Source organism: Bacteroides difficilis (genome assembly GCF_048319815.1).
In the GTDB taxonomy this organism is placed as follows: Bacteria; Bacteroidota; Bacteroidia; order Bacteroidales; family Bacteroidaceae; genus Bacteroides; species Bacteroides zhangwenhongii.
In genome coordinates this window covers 5,301,669-5,319,378 of sequence record NZ_CP182814.1, presented here as the reverse complement: position 1 = coordinate 5,319,378, position 17,710 = coordinate 5,301,669, and the positions used below count along the sequence as shown (strand labels likewise).

Annotated in this window: 14 protein-coding genes and 1 riboswitch; of the genes, 5 read left to right on the top strand and 9 right to left on the bottom strand. The window is 42.3% G+C overall.

The features are described from left to right. Window positions 1-68 precede the first annotated feature (68 nt). Window positions 69-3,995: a response regulator gene (locus tag ACNOGP_RS20920; RefSeq protein ID WP_418213630.1), complete on the bottom strand. Its 3,927-nt coding sequence runs from the start codon at window positions 3,993-3,995 to the stop codon at window positions 69-71. Window positions 3,996-4,086: 91 nt separating this feature from the next. On the opposite strand from ACNOGP_RS20920, the gene ACNOGP_RS20915 reads away from it, so the two are divergent. After that, the gene (locus ACNOGP_RS20915; protein WP_418213629.1) at window positions 4,087-5,010 is read left to right on the top strand and encodes a hypothetical protein; all 924 of its coding nucleotides are present in this window, start codon (window positions 4,087-4,089) and stop codon (window positions 5,008-5,010) included. A gap of 255 nt (window positions 5,011-5,265) precedes the next feature. Here ACNOGP_RS20915 and ACNOGP_RS20910 read toward each other — a convergent pair whose 3' ends face one another. Continuing rightward, a complete protein-coding gene (locus ACNOGP_RS20910; RefSeq protein ID WP_004306892.1) occupies window positions 5,266-6,546 on the bottom strand; it encodes an O-acetylhomoserine aminocarboxypropyltransferase/cysteine synthase family protein in 1,281 nt (426 codons plus the stop codon). 129 nt (window positions 6,547-6,675) lie between these two features. Here ACNOGP_RS20910 and ACNOGP_RS20905 point away from each other — a divergent pair, with 129 nt between their 5' ends. Then, window positions 6,676-7,716, top strand: coding sequence for an N-acetylmuramoyl-L-alanine amidase family protein (locus tag ACNOGP_RS20905; RefSeq protein WP_418213628.1), 1,041 nt, complete (start codon window positions 6,676-6,678; stop codon window positions 7,714-7,716). Window positions 7,717-8,325: 609 nt separating this feature from the next. Here ACNOGP_RS20905 and ACNOGP_RS20900 read toward each other — a convergent pair. The 3 genes from ACNOGP_RS20900 to accC are packed head-to-tail and all read right to left on the bottom strand — an operon-like array spanning window position 8,326 to window position 11,927. Next, window positions 8,326-9,861: an acyl-CoA carboxylase subunit beta gene (locus ACNOGP_RS20900; RefSeq protein ID WP_418213627.1), complete on the bottom strand. Its 1,536-nt coding sequence runs from the start codon at window positions 9,859-9,861 to the stop codon at window positions 8,326-8,328. A gap of 19 nt (window positions 9,862-9,880) precedes the next feature. After that, the gene (locus tag ACNOGP_RS20895) at window positions 9,881-10,390 is read right to left on the bottom strand and encodes an acetyl-CoA carboxylase biotin carboxyl carrier protein subunit (RefSeq protein ID WP_008998723.1); all 510 of its coding nucleotides are present in this window, start codon (window positions 10,388-10,390) and stop codon (window positions 9,881-9,883) included. Between the two features lie 22 nt (window positions 10,391-10,412). Further along, window positions 10,413-11,927, bottom strand: a complete 1,515-nt coding sequence (gene accC / locus ACNOGP_RS20890) for an acetyl-CoA carboxylase biotin carboxylase subunit (RefSeq protein WP_022199080.1) — start codon at window positions 11,925-11,927, stop codon at window positions 10,413-10,415. 131 nt (window positions 11,928-12,058) lie between these two features. Continuing rightward, window positions 12,059-12,263: riboswitch (cobalamin riboswitch) on the bottom strand. A 170-nt stretch (window positions 12,264-12,433) separates the two neighbouring features. Here accC and ACNOGP_RS20885 point away from each other — a divergent pair. The 3 genes from ACNOGP_RS20885 (at window position 12,434) to ACNOGP_RS20875 (ending at window position 13,645) form a co-directional block, all read left to right on the top strand. Then, window positions 12,434-12,757 carry a thioredoxin family protein gene (locus tag ACNOGP_RS20885; RefSeq protein ID WP_004296832.1) on the top strand — a complete coding sequence of 108 codons (324 nt, stop codon included), beginning with the start codon at window positions 12,434-12,436 and terminating at the stop codon, window positions 12,755-12,757. A gap of 248 nt (window positions 12,758-13,005) precedes the next feature. Continuing rightward, window positions 13,006-13,323, top strand: a complete 318-nt coding sequence (locus tag ACNOGP_RS20880; RefSeq protein WP_007766544.1) for a type II toxin-antitoxin system RelE/ParE family toxin — start codon at window positions 13,006-13,008, stop codon at window positions 13,321-13,323. Between the two features lie 7 nt (window positions 13,324-13,330). Further along, window positions 13,331-13,645 (top strand): HigA family addiction module antitoxin, encoded by a 315-nt coding sequence (locus ACNOGP_RS20875; RefSeq protein WP_143865074.1) that lies wholly within the window; start codon window positions 13,331-13,333, stop codon window positions 13,643-13,645. A gap of 1 nt (window position 13,646) precedes the next feature. On the opposite strand, the gene pncB is transcribed toward ACNOGP_RS20875, so the two are convergent. From pncB to ACNOGP_RS20855, 4 genes are all read right to left on the bottom strand, one after another. Continuing rightward, window positions 13,647-14,813 carry a nicotinate phosphoribosyltransferase gene (pncB, locus tag ACNOGP_RS20870; protein ID WP_418213626.1) on the bottom strand — a complete coding sequence of 389 codons (1,167 nt, stop codon included), beginning with the start codon at window positions 14,811-14,813 and terminating at the stop codon, window positions 13,647-13,649. A gap of 155 nt (window positions 14,814-14,968) precedes the next feature. Next, on the bottom strand, window positions 14,969-15,748 hold the full coding sequence (locus ACNOGP_RS20865; protein WP_004296838.1) for an SDR family NAD(P)-dependent oxidoreductase: 780 nt from the start codon (window positions 15,746-15,748) through the stop codon (window positions 14,969-14,971). 372 nt (window positions 15,749-16,120) lie between these two features. Next, window positions 16,121-17,059 carry a DUF1848 domain-containing protein gene (locus tag ACNOGP_RS20860; RefSeq protein WP_418213625.1) on the bottom strand — a complete coding sequence of 313 codons (939 nt, stop codon included), beginning with the start codon at window positions 17,057-17,059 and terminating at the stop codon, window positions 16,121-16,123. A 311-nt stretch (window positions 17,060-17,370) separates the two neighbouring features. After that, window positions 17,371-17,697 (bottom strand): cupin domain-containing protein, encoded by a 327-nt coding sequence (locus tag ACNOGP_RS20855; protein WP_008998716.1) that lies wholly within the window; start codon window positions 17,695-17,697, stop codon window positions 17,371-17,373. Window positions 17,698-17,710 lie beyond the last annotated feature (13 nt).

The following is a 17,710-nucleotide window of genomic DNA, read 5'->3' as shown; positions in this document are numbered from 1 at the left end:
ATATTTGTTACAGCATTTATCGTATGGAAATAGACCTTTTTAGTTATTCATTTACAGGGATAATCGTATTATTTTTGCGAGTGATATTGTGTAGGCAACACTCCGAACATCTCCTTAAAACATTTACTGAAATAACTCGGTGTAGCGAATCCCACCTTTTCCGATATCTCAATAACGGTCAGTTCCGTATGAGTCAGTAATCCGGCAGCTTTCTTCAAACGGATGCTTCGGATAAATTCTGTGGGTTTCTGTCCGGTGATAATTTGCAGTTTACGGTAAAGATTCATTCGGCTCATACACATGTCGTCACTGAAAGCTTCCACACTATAATCACTGTTATCCAGATTCTTTTCGACCAGTTCGATTGCTTTTTCCAGGAATCGCTCGTCTACTTTGGAGGAAGTGAGATCTTCCGCATTAACCTCAATGCCTGACAAGAATATCTGTTTCCGCTTTTGCTGCAATGCCAGCAGATGCTGGATCCGGTTCTTTAAAATATCCATATTGAAGGGCTTTGTCAGGTAGCAGTCTGCTCCCGATTGGTATCCTGTCAGTTCGTTTTCGTCACCTGTGCGGGCAGTAAGCAGAATAATGAAGATGTGTGAAGTCTTCATATTCTCTTTCAGCCGGAGACATAATTCAAACCCATCCATTCCCGGCATCATGACATCACTCACAATGATATCCACTTCTTTCTCATTGGCGATGGCTTCCGCTTCTTCTCCGTTGGAGGCTTCCCATACCTGATATTCTTGTGATAACTGCTGATACATGAATTGGCGGAATTCTTCATTGTCTTCTACAATCAAAATGGTCTTCCGGGCACCTGATGAGTTCGTTTCAGTTGCTCCGGATTCATCCGGTATGTTCTCCTCTCTCGGTAACAAACGTTTATCAACCAGATTGGTAGGAAGATAGACACAGAATTCAGTTCCTTCTTCCTTATTACTTTCCACTTCTATAAAGCCTTGATGCATGGCGACATATTCTTTCACAATATGCAATCCGATGCCGCTTCCTGCTGTTGCCTGTCTGTGGGTGTTTGCCCCGATCTGATAATAGCGGTCGAATATATGTGGAAGTTCATCTGCTGCTATTTCCTGGCCGGTGTTCTGCACGATGATGCAGACGTACTGTATCCCTCCTCTGTTCTCCACTTTGAAAAACACATCGATTCTTCCTTCAGGAGGTGTAAATTTGAAAGCATTATTGAGTAAGTTGTAGAGAATCCTGTGTACTTTATCCCGGTCAAGATATATATAAAGCGTTTGTTTCAGTGGTATGACTGAAAAGCGAATCTGCTTGTTGCTCGCATACGACTCGAAAGCTTCGCAAGTAGTTGTGACAAATTCACTGATATCTGCATTCGTCAGATTCAGTTTTTCTTCGCTCACTTCCAGTTTGCGGAAGTCCAGTAATTGATTGACTAATTGCAGCAACTCTTCAGCATTGCGATAGATGGAAGATAACTGCTGCTTTAACTTGCCGTCCTGAATCTCCGACAGTAGACTGCTTAGAGGTGTGATAATCAGTGTCAGGGGAGTACGTAAGTCGTGGCTGACATTCGTAAAGAAACGGAATTTCATCTGTGTCAGTTGTTCTTCCAACTGTTCCTGTTGCTTCCGGTGCAGACGGTTGAAGTAGATCTTTATGACTCCTGCCGCTATCAGAATAAAAGAAAGTATATAGAGGGCGTATGCCCACCATGTCTCATACCATGCCGGTAGACGATTGATTTGCAGGCAGGACATGGGCTGTGCCCAACAACCGTGAATGTCCGTCGCTTTAATTTCCAGTGTGTAGTTGCCTTTGGGAAGTTTGGTGAAATATGCAGTGTTTACTCCCGGAGGAAGTGACTTCCAACTTACATCCCATCCTTTCAGACGATAAGCATAACTGATTTGTCCGGCGTGCAAATGCTCCAGCGTAGAAAAGGATATTTCTACATTGATATTATCAGGATTCAATTCTATTTGTCGGGTATTTATACCTGTTATTTGTGTTTTTCCGTCTATTTTGATGGAGGATATAACGGGCTTTATATCGTTGGGAGATTGATCCAGCTCTGCAGATGGGGTAATCAGACAAAAAGCACCGATCCCTCCGAGGCAAATCGCCCCATCTTCCATTTTGCGGATGGAAAGGAAATAATCCACTTGAATGAAGCGGTCGGAATTATACAGTATTCTAAATGAATGATTCGTAGGGTTATACTCTTTTACGTATGGGTCTGCCAATATCCACAAATGTCCCAAGTTGTCTATCTCCATTCCTTTGATAGCATCTCCGTTTGTGTTGCAGGCATTCTCTTCCCGGGTGATAACTTTAGTTTGCGGATGATAGCTGTACACATTTCCTTCCAAAGTAGCTACCCACACTTTACCATCAGGAGCGATGAGGACAGATGAATAGTTTTCTCCTTTCCGAATCGTATGTCTTTCTCCTTCCGGGGAAAAATATTGGAACTCCAATGCTTCTGTAATGCAGAATATCGTTCCGTCCGGGGCAACTGCCAGGTCGTTTATCATATCCGTGCCCCCCTGAAACTTTTTAAGTTCCCCTTTGGAAAGAGAATATTGATAGATGGCATTTTCTGTGCCTATCCATAAGTTTCCCTGATTGTCCTCACTCAATACACGAATCTGTCGGGCATCCGGCAGTTGGATCTCTTTCGTCAGTTTCATCTTCATGCCTTCATGTTGCAGATGCAATAGACACGCATTATCGGATGCAGCCCAGATTCCAGATTGAGTATGACATTTCTCGATACATTTTATGATATTATATTTTCCTGCTTCTTCGGAAAAATCCGATGCAAAAGAAATCTGTTCGGAAGCGGGATGGTAGATGGATAATCCGGTTCTTCCCTGCCATATCCAATAATAGTCTTCTTCTTGAATCGTTCTGTCTGCCATCACCGGATAACCGGTAATAAGGGACATGGCGGAAGTGGGGTAACGTTTGATTTTGTTGGCGTCGAACGAGAGGATAAACGTATGGGGAGAATATCCTGGAACCCATACATTGCCGGCACGGTCTTCAATGATTCTATCCAATATCTTTTTGCCTTTAGGAAGAAAACTTTCCGTATCGACGGGATGCAGCGCATTATCTACAATTCGGTAAGCATATAAATTGTCCATCGCTGAAACCCACAACACTCCCTGCCGGCTGTCTTTAAGTAATCCCAGTATTTGAGTTTTATGCGGTGTCTGTTCGTACCCTTCTAAGGTGGCGGGTTGTAACTTGCAGATTACTTCCTCCGATTGTGGGTTGGAAGAAGGGATTAATTGTACAACTCCTTTTCCCCAAGTGGCCACCCAATAGCATTCATTTTGTACGTCTTCAATCATTTGTATAGGCGATGCGTCACACGTCCATTGATAAGGCGAGAAGCTGTCTGTTGACGGATGATATTGTAGAAGACCTCCCGATCCTTGCAGTACCCAAAGTTGATGTTTTCCATCTTCGTAAAAGTCAGTAACGTTTCGTCTCGTGCCCTTCCATTCTGAAGGATAACTCCCAAGACATTTGCCTTCACTGGAAAAGTGGTAAATCATACCTTCGGCCGAAGTCCAGATAGTGCCGTCATGAATAGCCCGGACAGCATCGACTCTTTGCTTCTTGAGTTCCCCGTCTGTTATTTCGTTGATTTGATAATTAGCTTTATCCAATCTGTATAAACCACGTTTGGTGCCGAACCAGATATGATGTCCGTTGTCTTCTGTTATACAGGTAATGTCGTTGCTGGATAGCAGGTGAGGCGTATTTAAATCCGAACGAAAGACGTTAATCTGATAACCGTTGTCACGGCACAGGCCTCCGCCTTCTGTTGCATACCACATATAACCTTCGCTATCCTGAAGAATCCGGTGAATATGTGCTACCGGTAACAATCTTTGAGTAGGAAGCTCCGTGACGACGACTTGTTGAGACGAAACGGAAAGAGTAGTCATTAGACTGAGAATGAGACTATAATAGTATTTTAAAGTCATGCTTTTTATTTTAATACAGATAGCTATGTTTTTTCCATACAAAGATAGTCTTTTTTTACAAATACTTTATATCTTTGCAAAATAATGGCATATGCCGCGATTTAACCATACCACTGAAAATATGAAAACAAAAACTTTATTAGGCTTCTTTCTTCTTTCTCTCATGGCTTTTGGTATATCAGCCTGTCAAGATGATGCAGAGATTATTTTATTTAGCGGTTCCGAATTAATCGACGAAACGGGAACCTGTACGAACACGATTTCTTCTACAGTCCTGTATCTTAATGGATGGGAAGCGGAGAATATCGGGATAGCTAATGGAAAAGGTGGTTACTCGGCACAAAGCTCCGATGAGACGATTGTGACGGCAACAGTCAACGATAACAGGTTATGGCTTAGCTCACACGGTAAAAAAGGGAAAGTGACGGTTACCGTTAGTGATAAAGACGGCAATTATGTCACGCTGCCTGTTACTGTTTCTTATGGTGTACTGACTTTTACATGTCTCGACCAACCTGAATTCCAAGTTTCCAGACCTAGTGAGGATATGTTGTTATTGTTGGATGCAGAAGATGACTTGCAGGAGAAGGTGAATGTAGCAATGACCCCTTATGCTTTTATTAATAAAGGAGATATCTGTGTGTTACGACCGGATGATGTGTATCGTTTGTCTGAAGAAGGAGAAGGAGGGAAATTCACCTATAAAACAAAGGATGAACAAGTGCTTGTTGAAGGGACATATCGGATAGAACAGGCTTCGCTGGCCGGAAAAAAGAAAAAAGCTTTTGTCTTTACATATACAGGTGAAAATGATGTAGAGAAACAACACACTTTCTTTAATTTTAGCTCGTATTTGGGAACTCAAAGTCTTACAAGAGAAAGAGGCCCGATTACTACAGCATGGTTGGAAGATGTATCTGATTCACCTTATCTCGAAGATATTTTGCTTGTGGATAGAACAGTTGTATATTGGGTGGATACAATGATCTCCAGTTTATCTGCAGAGGAAATCTAAATGAAGCTTTGATAAATAAACAGTCTTTTGTGGAAAATAAGAAGGAGATTTGTCAAAACTCCCCTTTTATCGAGATCACCCTCGCTACAGAATCAAACTGTATTTACGGGGAAATGCTTAAAGATACAAAAAAAGGCAACTAATTCACAATGAAGTAGTTGCCTTATATTTTTTATTTACTGAATATCCCTTTTTAGTTTATGAGAAAAGTTAGAATACCCTCTTCTCTGATGGGTTTATACCTTTATGGTATCCTTATGCGTTTAATGCTTGTTCGATATCAGCAATAATATCATCTGCATTTTCGATACCTACCGATAGACGGATCAAGTCTGGGCGTACACCTGCTTCCATCAGTTGCTCATCCGTCAACTGGCGGTGAGTATGGCTCGCCGGATGGAGCACGCAACTACGTGCATCCGCCACGTGAGTAACGATCGCAATGAATTCCAGTGAATCCATAAACTTGATAGATACGTCACGTCCGCCTTTCAGTCCGAAGGAGATGACTCCGCAGGAACCATTCGGCATATATTTCTGTGCAAGGCTATAATATTTATTGTCCGGCAGTCCGCAATAGTTTACCCAGGCAACTTTCTCATTTTTAGAAAGATATTCGGCTACTTTCTGCGCATTACGGCAGTGTTGAGGCATACGCAGGTGCAACGTTTCAAGTCCCAGATTCAATAAGAAAGAATTTTGCGGGCTTTGGATGCTGCCGAGGTCACGCATCAGTTGGGCAGTTGCTTTGGTGATATAAGCACCTTTGCCGAATGCTTTAGTATAAGTCAGTCCGTGGTATGACTCGTCCGGAGTACAAAGTCCCGGGAATTTTTCAGCATGAGCATCCCAATCAAAATTACCGCTGTCTACGATACAGCCACCTACGCTTGTAGCGTGTCCGTCCATGTATTTGGTAGTAGAATGAACCACGATGTCAGCTCCCCATTCAAATGGGCGGCAGTTGATCGGAGTCGGGAAAGTATTGTCAACAATCAAGGGAACCCCGTGACTGTGTGCGATACGTGCGAACTTTTCAATATCCAGTACTTCAAGAGAAGGGTTGGAAATCGTTTCACCGAATAAAGCTTTTGTATTCGGTTTGAAAGCTGCAGAAATTTCTTCTTCGCTGGCATCCGGATTAACGAAAGTCACATCGATGCCTAGCTTCTTCATGGTCACGCCAAACAGGTTGAACGTACCTCCGTAAATAGCGGAAGAGCAAACAAAGTGATCTCCTGCCTGACAGATATTAAAAATGGCATAGAAGTTGGCAGCCTGACCGCTGGAAGTCAGCATAGCAGCTACACCACCTTCAAGAGCGGCAATTTTGGCGGCAACAGCGTCATTCGTTGGATTTTGTAGGCGGGTATAAAAGTAACCACTGTCTTCCAGGTCGAACAGGCGGGCCATCTGCTCGCTGGTATCGTATTTGAAAGTTGTACTTTGATAGATGGGCAATACGCGTGGTTCGCCTTTTTTAGGCGTCCATCCTGCCTGTACACACAGGGTTTCCGGTTTGAATTGTTTTGCCATAATGTTATCGGGTTTTAATGTTTTATTTCAAAAAATGTTTTAATGCTGCAAAAGTAGGGAAAATAATTGTATTTTTGCCCTGTTTATGAGTGAAATGATACTCTTGCGAAGGAGATAGTTAATGTAGTTATGAAAAATAAACTCTATATTCTTTTATTCTTAGCTTTTCTTTTTTCGGGCACAACTCTTTGGGCACAGCAGAAGGCAACTCCGAAGGCGGGTGAAGGCATCTCTTCTTTTCTGTTGAGGCACAACCGCTCTCCGAAGAAGTATTACGACGATTTTATTGAGCTGAATAAACAGAAACTGGGAAAGAACAATGTGCTTAAAGTGGGCGTGACGTATGTTATTCCTCCGGTAAAGAAATCAGCTTCCGAAAGTTCCGGAACAAAGCAACAATCTCCGAAAGCTAAATCAACAAAAATAGGAACCACCCTCAATGAGCCTTTGTTTGGAAAGCAACTGGCTAATGTGAAAGTAACTTCCAACCGTTTTGCCGGTGCTTGCTTCTATGTGGTCAGCGGACATGGAGGTCCTGATCCGGGTGCTATCGGGAAAGTTGGTAAATACGAATTGCACGAAGATGAATACGCTTATGATATTGCCCTCCGTCTGGCACGTAACCTGATGCAGGAAGGAGCCGAAGTCCGTATCATCATTCAAGATGCTAAAGATGGTATCCGTGATGATTCGTACCTGTCAAACAGTAAACGGGAGACTTGTATGGGCGATCCAATTCCTTTGAATCAGGTGCAACGCTTACAGCAACGCTGCGATAAAATAAACGCCCTTTATCGGAAAGACCGTAAGAACTACTCTTATTGCAGGGCAATTTTTATTCATATCGATAGCCGTAGTAAGGGAAAACAAACGGATGTCTTTTTCTATTATTCGAATAAAAAGGGAGAAAGCAAACGATTGGCGAATAATATGAAAAATACGTTTGAGTCAAAGTACGATAAGCATCAACCCAACCGGGGCTTTTCCGGCACAGTAAGCGGGCGTAACTTATACGTGCTTTCCCATACCACTCCCGCTTCCGTCTTTGTGGAGTTGGGTAATATCCAGAATACGTTCGATCAGCGTCGGCTGGTGATGAATTCCAATCGTCAGGCACTCGCCAAATGGCTGATGGAAGGCTTCCTGAAAGACTACAAGGAGAAAAAATAATATTTTTACTTCTCCTTTCGTGAACAAAATAAAAATCAGAATGTTTTATATATGCAAATCGCCTGATGGCTACTTGTAGGTATGCGAATATATATAGGCTAGTGAATATGCCTCCCCGGCATAACAGGAAGATTGCATAGTAGTTTTGTCGTGTTTTATTTTGTGTTTGTGTTGTGACGGTGCTGCGATGTGAATCGGGGTGCCGTTTTTTTCGTTTCTCTTGAATTCGTTAAAGAGCGCGTTATTTCATTTTCTTATCATATTATTGAATAAAATCTTATCAATCCTGTGAACAAAATCCGGAAACGTATGTTATTTATTGTGCAAATCGCCTGATAAAGCTTCTTATGCGTATGCGAATATAGATAAGTCAAGCAAGATATGCCTCCCCGGCATGACAGGAAGATTGCATAGTAGTTTTGTCGTGTTTTATTTTGTGTTTGTGTTGTGACGGTGCTGCGATGTGAATCGAGGTGCCGTTTTTTTTTCACATATAAAAAAACGGCAGGCTTACAAATAAGAAACGAGCTTACAAATCTCCTAAAGTATATCATAGAATCTCTGCAAGCTCGTTTTATGAGTGGTGCTTTTGCGCACCTTATCTAGTTGTTATAAAGGCATATTGCCATGCTTCTTGGGCGGGTTTGTCTGCATCTTGTTTTCCGTCATTTCCAGTGCCTGAATCAGACGTTTGCGAGTCTGTCTCGGATAAATGATTTCGTCAATATATCCCAGCTCGGCAGCCTGATACGGAGTGGCAAACTTTTCTTTGTAGGCTTCCAGTTCCTTGGCCTTTGTTGCTTCGTCAGCTTTGCGGAATAGGATATTGATGGCGCCGTCCGCACCCATTACAGCAATTTCTGCACTTGGGTAAGCGAAGTTCACGTCAGCTCCGGTCTGCTTGGAGTTCATTACGATATAAGCACCACCGTAAGCTTTGCGGGTAATCACTGTCAGTTTGGGAACAGTGGCTTCTGCAAATGCATAAACTATTTTTGCACCGTGACGGATGATACCATTGTTTTCCTGTGTATATCCCGGAAGGAATCCCGGAACATCTTCGAATGTAATCAATGGAATATTGAAGCAATCGCAGAAACGGATAAAACGGCTTGCTTTGTCGCTGGCGTCAATATCGAGAACACCGGCAAGATAAGCTGGCTGATTCGCTACGATACCTACCGAACGACCTGCCATACGGGCAAAGCCAATGATAATATTCTTAGCAAAGTTCGGCATCACTTCGAAGAAATAGCCGTTGTCTATAATGCGTTCGATAATGTCTTTCATGTCATACGGTACGTTCGGATCTACCGGAACGATGGTATCCAGAGAAGCATCTTCACGGTTTGTTTCGTCAGTGCAAGGTTGTTTCTTGGCTTCATCCATATTATTCTGCGGTAAGAAAGAAAGCAGTTCACGGATGCTCATCAGCAATTCTTCTTCGGTATTGCACATAAAGTGAGTCACACCGCTCTTGCTGCTATGTGTCATTGCGCCACCCAGCTCTTCTTTACTTACTTCCTCATGAATCACAGTTTTTACTACATCCGGACCAGTCACAAACATGTGGCTTTTTTCTTTCACCATAAAGATGAAATCGGTCAGGGCAGGAGAGTAGCAGGCACCTCCGGCGCAAGGACCCAGGATTGCCGAAATCTGTGGAATCACACCGCTGGCCATTGTATTCTGATAGAAAATATCAGCATAACCGGAAAGGCTCTCGATCCCTTCCTGGATACGTGCACCGCCCGAATCATTCAAAGCGATAATCGGGGCACCGTTCTTCAATGCAAGTTGTTGTACTTTCACAATCTTTTTAGCATTGGAAGCTGACAGTGAGCCGCCATATACCGTAAAGTCATAAGCGTAAACAAACACTTGGCGACCGTCCACCTTTCCGTAACCGGATACGATACCATCTCCCGGAATTTTGTTCTTATCCATTCCGTAGTTCGTACAACGGTGAACCATCAACTTATCCAGTTCAACGAAAGTACCCTTATCGAGCAACATCTCGATACGTTCGCGGGCAGTCATTTTACCGCTTTCATGTTGCTTCTCTATTTTATCAACGCCTCCGCCAAGAGAAGCGATGCGGTCACGTTCCTCGAACGTGGCGTATGCTTTATTTATTTCTTCCATAATGCAATCCGTTCTTATATTATGCAATCGGTTCTAATGTTATTAATGTCTGTTCGCCGGTTATGCTATCACCTTCTTGAACCAGAATTTCTTTAATGCGGCAATCCGAAGTTACTTTGTAGTTGCTCTGCATCTTCATTGCTTCGACAACGATGGCAGTATCTCCCGCTTTCATTTCCTGACCGGCTACAACAGGTATTTTCACCACCTTGCCCGGCATCGGAGAAATGATGCAGTCGTTCTGTTCCTCTTCCCCTTTCTTGCGCATCCGCAGATATTTCGCCTGACTGTCCACAATTTCTACATTGAAACTGCTATAATGCGTATTCACTTTATAGCTTTTCCCGTTATCACGGCGAATCAGCTGTGCATTCGAACTGCGTCCGTCCATCAAGATGTTGCAAGTGCCGTTTTCCGCCATCACTACGTCTGCTTCAAACGGTTTTCCATCAATGGTAAGCACCACCTTGTTATCTTCCTTGCTGACCAACTCTACTTCGGCCACACGGTTTCCTATATGAATTTCCATAATTGAATTCTCTTTGTTAAAATTAGATTCTCAACACTCCCTTGTGCAGTCCGAACTCTTTCCATTTGCTGATAGGACGGTTGTCGGTAGCCATACCGCTGTTGTTCTCTTCGAGGTTCATCAAGTAGTCCATATAGGCGGCAATCAAAGCAATATTTTCGGAATGTTCGCTGGTGCGCATGATGCGTTGTTGCAGATATTCGCCGTTCTTGGTGATGAATCCTGTATCATAGTGACCTTCCACGAAATCGGGAGTGTCCATGATGGCACGCAGATAGCTGATATTGTTTTTCACACCGGTCAACTTATATTCGTGGAGTACGCGGCGCATCCGCTCGATAGCGTATTCGCGGTTGGTAGCCCATACAATCAGTTTACCGATCATCGGGTCGTAGTAGATTGGAATTTCATATCCCTCGTACACATAACTGTCGATACGTACACCGATACTGTTCGGCTCTGTAATCTGTTTGATGATACCCGGGCTCGGCATAAAATTCATTTCTGTATCTTCGGCACAAATACGACACTCAATAGCGTGTCCGCGTTGCTGAATATTTTCTTGTTTCAGCTGAAGCACCTGTCCGTCGGCAACTTTAATCTGCTCTTTCACCAAATCTACCCCAATCACTTCTTCCGTAATCGGATGCTCCACCTGTAAACGGGTGTTCATCTCAAGGAAATAATAGTTGCGGTGTTTGTCAACAAGAAATTCGATAGTACCCGCACCGATGTAGTTCACCGCTTTAGCCGCAGCTACCGCCTTTTCACCCATATCTTTCCGCAGTTCGGGAGTGACGAAAACCGAAGGAGTCTCCTCTACGATTTTCTGGTTACGGCGTTGCACGGAACATTCGCGTTCGCATAGATGAATGACATTTCCATGTTTGTCACCAAGAATCTGGAACTCGATGTGATGAGGCTCTTCAACGAACTTCTCCAGATAAACCGTGTCGTCGCCAAAAGAAGACAACGATTCGCTCTTGGCAGTGGTATAAGCTTCTTCCACTTCTTCGGCACTGTGGATGAGGCGCATACCCTTTCCACCACCGCCCATAGAAGCTTTCAGCATCACCGGATATCCGATCTTATTGCAAAGCTCTATGGCTTCTTCCACACTTTTCAAATTGTCTTGTGTGCCGGGAACAACGGGTACTCCCGCCTCGATCATTTTGATACGGGCAGCAATTTTATCCCCCATGGCTTCCATTGTTTCCGGATTAGGTCCGATAAAGATGATTCCTTCTTCCTGACATCGACGGGCGAAGGTAGCATTCTCGGACAAGAAGCCGTAACCCGGATGGATGGCGTCCGCATGAGCTGCTTTCGCCACTTCGATGATTTTTTCTATATTCAGATAACTCTCTTTGGATGCTGCCGGCCCTACGCAATAAGCTTCGTCTGCATAAAGCACGTGCTTCGCGGTCCGGTCTGCTTCGGAAAAGATAGCGATACTCGTTATCTCCATCTCCCGGCAGGAGCGCATCACCCTTACGGCAATTTCACCGCGATTGGCTACTAAGATTTTTTTTATCATACTTTTTTCAATTAAGTACATACTTATTAATGTCTTCCTATCTAATGGACATACTCCACCCGACGAAAAACAGTATTTTTTTGATTTGGGGCTTAACAAGTGATGCTCTTTCTCCTAACCCACGAGGAGGGGAGCGTCTTACACAAAATGGCAGGTCTTCTGACTGACTCTTGTCTTATTTGCCTTCCCGATAAACATCAGTGGCGTTAAATTAGTTCAATTATAAGACATTGAACAGAGCTTCACAGCAGCGGGACTGTCCGGGATTTACACTCGGTTCCCTATTAATCATCGTCCGTTGGATACGGATTCTGAACCATTTCGGGGGGCAAAGATAAATAAATATTGAATAAGATGTTCCTTTTTTGCACGAAAGTTTCATTTTTGTGCAATGCTTATCTTTAAAACGGATTCTTTAATTAGTGTGTAACCTTGCTACTTTTCTAAACTATATTTCTCCTGATATTGTTAGGTTGATAGTAATTAATAAAAAAGGAGATATTCGTATGAAAGAAAAGAAAATAGCTCGTGAAGAAAGAAATCAGGAGAAACTGGCTAACGGTGATTGGGTCATGGCAGAGTTTTATGCAACGTGGTGTCCTCATTGCCAACGTATGAAACCGGTTGTTGAAGAATTTAAGAAACTGATGGAGGGAACATTGGAAGTGGTATTGGTAGACATCGACCAGGAACCTGCCCTTACAGATTTCTATACGGTTGAGTCGACTCCTACCTTTATTCTTTTTAGAAAAGGACAACAGCTTTGGAGACAATCCGGCGAATTACCTTTGGAAAGACTGGAAAGAGCAGTGAAAGGATTCAAATCCTGAAAGGTTTGGATCTGATTGCCATAGCTTTTATTACTATAGTCACAGATAGTATAGAATAAGAACATACCTGCAGCATTTTTTTATTAATACTGCTATGAATAGAGTTGTGTTGATTAAGGTGATAGCAAGTTTTATCTACTAGCTTTCGGACTTTGGCCAAGTTTGATAGAATTGCTATCATTATATCCACTTTTTTAGTGTATTCTGAAAAAAACTGCTATCTTTGTACTGTCGTAATAAGTAGAGAAATGGTTATTGAGTTTGAAAAGGAATATCTTTCAGAACTTTATTATGAAGGTAAATGTAGCGATAAGAAGCATCGTTTTCAACCTCAAGTAATAAGGAATTATGTGAAGCGAATTGTCATTTTGGCTGAAGCGTTGAATGTAGAAGCACTTTATCCTTTGAATTCGTTGAATTATGAAGTCTTGACGGGAGTTAAAAAAGGTATTTCATCTATTCGGATCGATAAACAATATCGGCTGGAATTTAAAATATCGACTACGGATTCCGAACCCATCATAACTATTTGTTCTATAATCGACATAACGAATCATTATAAATAAGAATAGTATGTCTAATTTAGGGTATTCTTTTGTTCCAGTACATCCAGGAGAGATTATAAAAGAAGAATTACAATCTCGTGGAATATCGCAGAAACGATTTGCAGAGGTGGTAGGAGTGTCGTATACGATGCTGAATGATATATTGAATGGGCGTCGTCCTGTATCTACGGATTTTGCTTTGTTGATTGAAGCTGCTACCGATATAAATGCGGAGTTGCTGGTGAACATGCAGACGAGATATAATATGCAAATTGCCCGAAAGGATAAGAATGTTATGGCGCATTTGGAGAATTTACGGAAAATATGTGCAACATTGTTATAATTTAGTTGAGTCGTAACTCATACAGGCAAGCCTGTACCTCTTCAAGACTGCCGGTATGTTTTCCTTCATCATCAGACAGTTTGATACATTCTCTCCATTCCTGATTGACATTCATCTTACATTGTGTCAGTTTCATCACGATGTTCGAAGGCTCGAATCCGGTATCATTGGTAAGGTTGGTACCGATTCCGAAAGAGCAGTGTATTTTGTTCTGGCAGTATTCCTGAATATCCAATGCCTTTGTAAAGTCGAGGGCATTGCTGAAAACGATGGTTTTGGTCGTCGCATCAATTCCCAACTCTCTGTAACGGGCAACCAGCTTGTCGATAAACTCAAACTCATTACCGGAATCGCAACGCACTCCGTCAAAAAGTTTAGCCTGTTTGCGGCTAAGGTTACTAAGGAAGATACCGGAAGTATATGTATCGGAAAGTGCGATACCCAAATCTCCGTCATAAACATTCACCCAGTTTTCGAGTGCCATATAGTTCGCATGTTTATATCCGAACTGTGCTCCGTGAAACATAAACCATTCATGTGGATGAGTCCCCATCATTTTCATTCCATATTTCATTGCAAAGTTACAGTTGGAAGTTCCGGTGCAATAATGTGCCGTCTCATTCAGCTTCTTGATAACCGTTTCCTGCACATCAATGGAGAATCTTCTCCGTGTGCCGAATTCGGAAAAGCGGAGCTGATGTTGATTCGATAATTCTATTTTCTCCGACAGCTTGCAAAGAATCTCGTTCATGTCTGCTACATTGCCAAAGAAACGGTTTTTGATTTCAGAGACAATCGCGAGCAAAGGCACTTCATACAGCGTCACTTTATAGAGCAAATCAGTCACCTCAATGTGAAGATGACAGGCTTCATCCAGATGAATATCAATCTTATTCGGGTCGAAACGAAAAGAAGATAACCACTCCCAGTAGACCCTCGGAAGGAATCTGCAGTTTTTCGTCATATATTCCAGCTCCTCTTCCGTAAACCTCAACTGACTAAGATTCATAATCTCTGTTTTGAGTGCCTTCAGGAAATCTTCGGTATATTGAGTTTCATTCCGGTCGTTGAAACTAAACGTGCCCATTGCATAGGGAAACAGTTTGATATAAGCATACGATGTGGTAAACTTATAAAGATCTGTATCTAATAGTGTCTTAACAATCATGACATTCGTTCTTTATTCTAATCTCCATACGTTTTAGTTGTTGGTCACAAAGATATGTTTCCTATCGGTAACATCAAGGAAAAAGAGATTATTTTTTGTAATGGTTGCCGGTTAATAACCTATCATCTTTACCGATAATACGTTATCCGGTCGTTTTATGATAACGCCACTGTCGGATTATGAACGGTCAGTCCGCCATCCACCACAATCGTTTGTCCGGTGATGTATCTGGCATCGTTCGAAGCTAGAAAAGCGATGGTAGCTGCAACATCCTCCGGTTCTCCCAGATAAGGAGTGGCACATTGACCGAGGAAGATATTACGTACATCCTCATTCAGGTTGTCCAATGCAGCGGGAGTAAGTACCAGTCCCGGAGCTACGGCGTTGCAACGGATGTTTTTCTTTCCCATTTGAGTAGCGATATATTTCGTCAGGTTGATGACACCCGCTTTGCTGGCGCCGTATAAAGTACCGTTGGCATCAGCCGTAAGTCCGCTTATGGAAGCTACGTTGACAATGTTTCCGCCGCCATTGGCAGTCATGATAGGAATGACCTGTTGGGAAAGATACATCGTGCAGCAGAGATTCAGGTGGAATGCTTCGTCAAAGTAGTTGATGTCCAGCTTTTCGATGCTAAGGTCACGTTTGGGATCAGTTCCTCCTACATTATTAATCAGTACGTCTATTCTTTGATATTCATTCATGGAAAAATCAATCAACTCTTTGCAACTCTGGAGTTCGGTGGCGGAAAAATAGACATGACGCACGTCAGCCCCTGCGTGCGTGAGTTCGTTGGCAAGCTGCTCCGCTCTTTTCTCGGAATGGTCAGCGATGACTACTTTGCCTCCTTCGGAGACAATGCGGCGTGTGGTTGCTTCGCCGATACCACCGGCGGCACCGGTGATGACAACTACTTTATTTTCGAATCTGTTCATATAATGGGAATTTGATGGTTACCTTCTATTAGAAACAGCTGGCAGAGGAATTTGTTAGCCCTCATAAACTCTCTTTAATAAGATAAGGTGTTCGATTCGAAAACTTTTGCATCTTTTCCAGTTTTACGCTCTGATTATTTAAGAAAACTGTTAAATGTTAATGCCTGGCCACTCATTTGTTAATACGGCTCTGATTCTATTAAACCATGTTATAAGATACGCTGCTTTGGCCTCAAAATTTGGAGATAACCGAAAAGTCCGTATCTTTGTACTGTGTTTTTCATAGTATTAGATTTAAGGTTAACAAAAGATTGGCTGTCTGGGATAGATAGCCTTTTTTTATGCCTGTAAGTCAACTGCAGACCGAAGAGATTAAAACAACGAATATTGGTTATCCCGCAGGCTTTTCATCTCCCGTTCCTTTACGATATCATCTTCGGATAAATGGCCGATGAGTAGCGGTGAGTTTTTATCATGTTTCCTCCTATTATATACTGCCGTGTTATAATTGCCTTTGATAGCATAACAATAAATACATCCGTTCAGGCAACTTTCATAAGTTCCGATATCAATGCTTTCAATGCAGTTGCAGATGTTACGCTGGTTTTTATCCTTTTGGGCGAGGATAGGATAACCGATGATCTTTTCTATCAGATCCTTATCAATACACAGGCCGCTCGGAATACCTAAATGTCTTAAATCCACTTTTACAGTACAAGTATCCAGCTGTATGTCGGGATAAACGTCGATTGTTTTTTTAAAGGAGACAGCCATTTCTTCTATTTCCTCTTGAGTCAGCGGATGGATGTTGAATGACCGTACAGAGTTCCGGATATGCTGGTAATGATCTATGAATCCCAGCATACATTTGGCAGTGTGGTCTTTGAGTCCGTCGGCAATCCGGGCAAATGCTTCCTGGTGGAAAGAAACATTATATTCCTCGTTCGTCAGTATCGGATCATATCTCCAGATCACCCTTTCCCTGCCGATTTTATCAGCCAGCTTTTTAAAGCTATCCATTCGTTTATCGATGGAGGGCAAATGATTTTCCAGCTTTTCTCCGTAGGGGTTAAGTGTAAATTGGAAGTAATAGTTGTAATCCTGCAATTTCTCCAGTTGGTTGAGCATAGGTGCCGGGTTCTTGGTCCAGAAAACAAAGCAATCTACTACAGCAGGAGATAGAGAGATCTTGCTAATCATTTTCGGATGATATGGATTGGGCACTAATACATATCCTTCTTTAATCCGGTTGAAAAACCACTGGGAATAGAATGCCGGAATATCTGTCCGGCGGCTGGCACTGATTATCATAGTTCAAAGTTACAAAAAAAAGACGATGTTGTTTCAATGATTCCCTCTTTTTTGTATTCTTACTTACCCAAGAAGTAACTTGTGTGAATGAATATGTTAAATGTTAACGTGTGAAGTCTGAAATGTTAATACGCTTCCCAGAGTATTAAACCCTGTTATAATATGGGCTGTTTAGGCTCTAAAATTTGCTATTTACCTGAAATATGGTACCTTTGTACAGTGTTTTTTTCATAAGTATTAGATTTAAGGTTAACAAAAGATTGGTTGCTCGTGATGAGTAGCCATTTTTTGTTTTTATACACTATGATTGTTTATTCCTTAATCATAGTCAACAGCATCTTAAATCTCTCCACTGCTGTAAGGGCATGCGGCGCATTCGCCGGAAATACGATACTTTCTCCTGCTTTTACGGTGAACAGAGTTCCGTTTACAGTAATATTCGCTACCCCTTCCAATACCTGCACGAGCGCATCAAACGGGGCACGATGTTCGCTTAACCCTTCTCCTTTGTCGAAAGAAAATAAAGTGATATTTCCTGCCGGACTTTTGATTAACTGTTTGCTGATAACGCCTCCTTCAGTATATTCAATGAGAGAAGCCAAATGGAGCACAACTCCTTTTTGAAATGATTGTTCCATATTTGTTTTATTT

Bases quoted from the DNA above. Each gene is read 5' to 3' on its own strand.
- ACNOGP_RS20910 (WP_004306892.1), bottom strand. From the start codon at position 6,546: ATGGCAAAACAATTCAAACCGGAAACCCTGTGTGTACAGGCAGGATGG.
- ACNOGP_RS20875 (WP_143865074.1), top strand. From the start codon at position 13,331: ATGTCTAATTTAGGGTATTCTTTTGTTCCAGTACATCCAGGAGAGATT.
- ACNOGP_RS20900 (WP_418213627.1), bottom strand. From the start codon at position 9,861: ATGGAAGAAATAAATAAAGCATACGCCACGTTCGAGGAACGTGACCGC.
- ACNOGP_RS20880 (WP_007766544.1), top strand. From the start codon at position 13,006: ATGGTTATTGAGTTTGAAAAGGAATATCTTTCAGAACTTTATTATGAA.
- ACNOGP_RS20885 (WP_004296832.1), top strand. From the start codon at position 12,434: ATGAAAGAAAAGAAAATAGCTCGTGAAGAAAGAAATCAGGAGAAACTG.
- ACNOGP_RS20895 (WP_008998723.1), bottom strand. From the start codon at position 10,390: ATGGAAATTCATATAGGAAACCGTGTGGCCGAAGTAGAGTTGGTCAGC.
- ACNOGP_RS20915 (WP_418213629.1), top strand. From the start codon at position 4,087: ATGCCGCGATTTAACCATACCACTGAAAATATGAAAACAAAAACTTTA.
- accC (WP_022199080.1), bottom strand. From the start codon at position 11,927: ATGATAAAAAAAATCTTAGTAGCCAATCGCGGTGAAATTGCCGTAAGG.
- pncB (WP_418213626.1), bottom strand. From the start codon at position 14,813: ATGATTGTTAAGACACTATTAGATACAGATCTTTATAAGTTTACCACA.
- ACNOGP_RS20855 (WP_008998716.1), bottom strand. From the start codon at position 17,697: ATGGAACAATCATTTCAAAAAGGAGTTGTGCTCCATTTGGCTTCTCTC.
- ACNOGP_RS20920 (WP_418213630.1), bottom strand. From the start codon at position 3,995: ATGACTTTAAAATACTATTATAGTCTCATTCTCAGTCTAATGACTACT.
- ACNOGP_RS20865 (WP_004296838.1), bottom strand. From the start codon at position 15,748: ATGAACAGATTCGAAAATAAAGTAGTTGTCATCACCGGTGCCGCCGGT.
- ACNOGP_RS20860 (WP_418213625.1), bottom strand. From the start codon at position 17,059: ATGATAATCAGTGCCAGCCGCCGGACAGATATTCCGGCATTCTATTCC.
- ACNOGP_RS20905 (WP_418213628.1), top strand. From the start codon at position 6,676: ATGAAAAATAAACTCTATATTCTTTTATTCTTAGCTTTTCTTTTTTCG.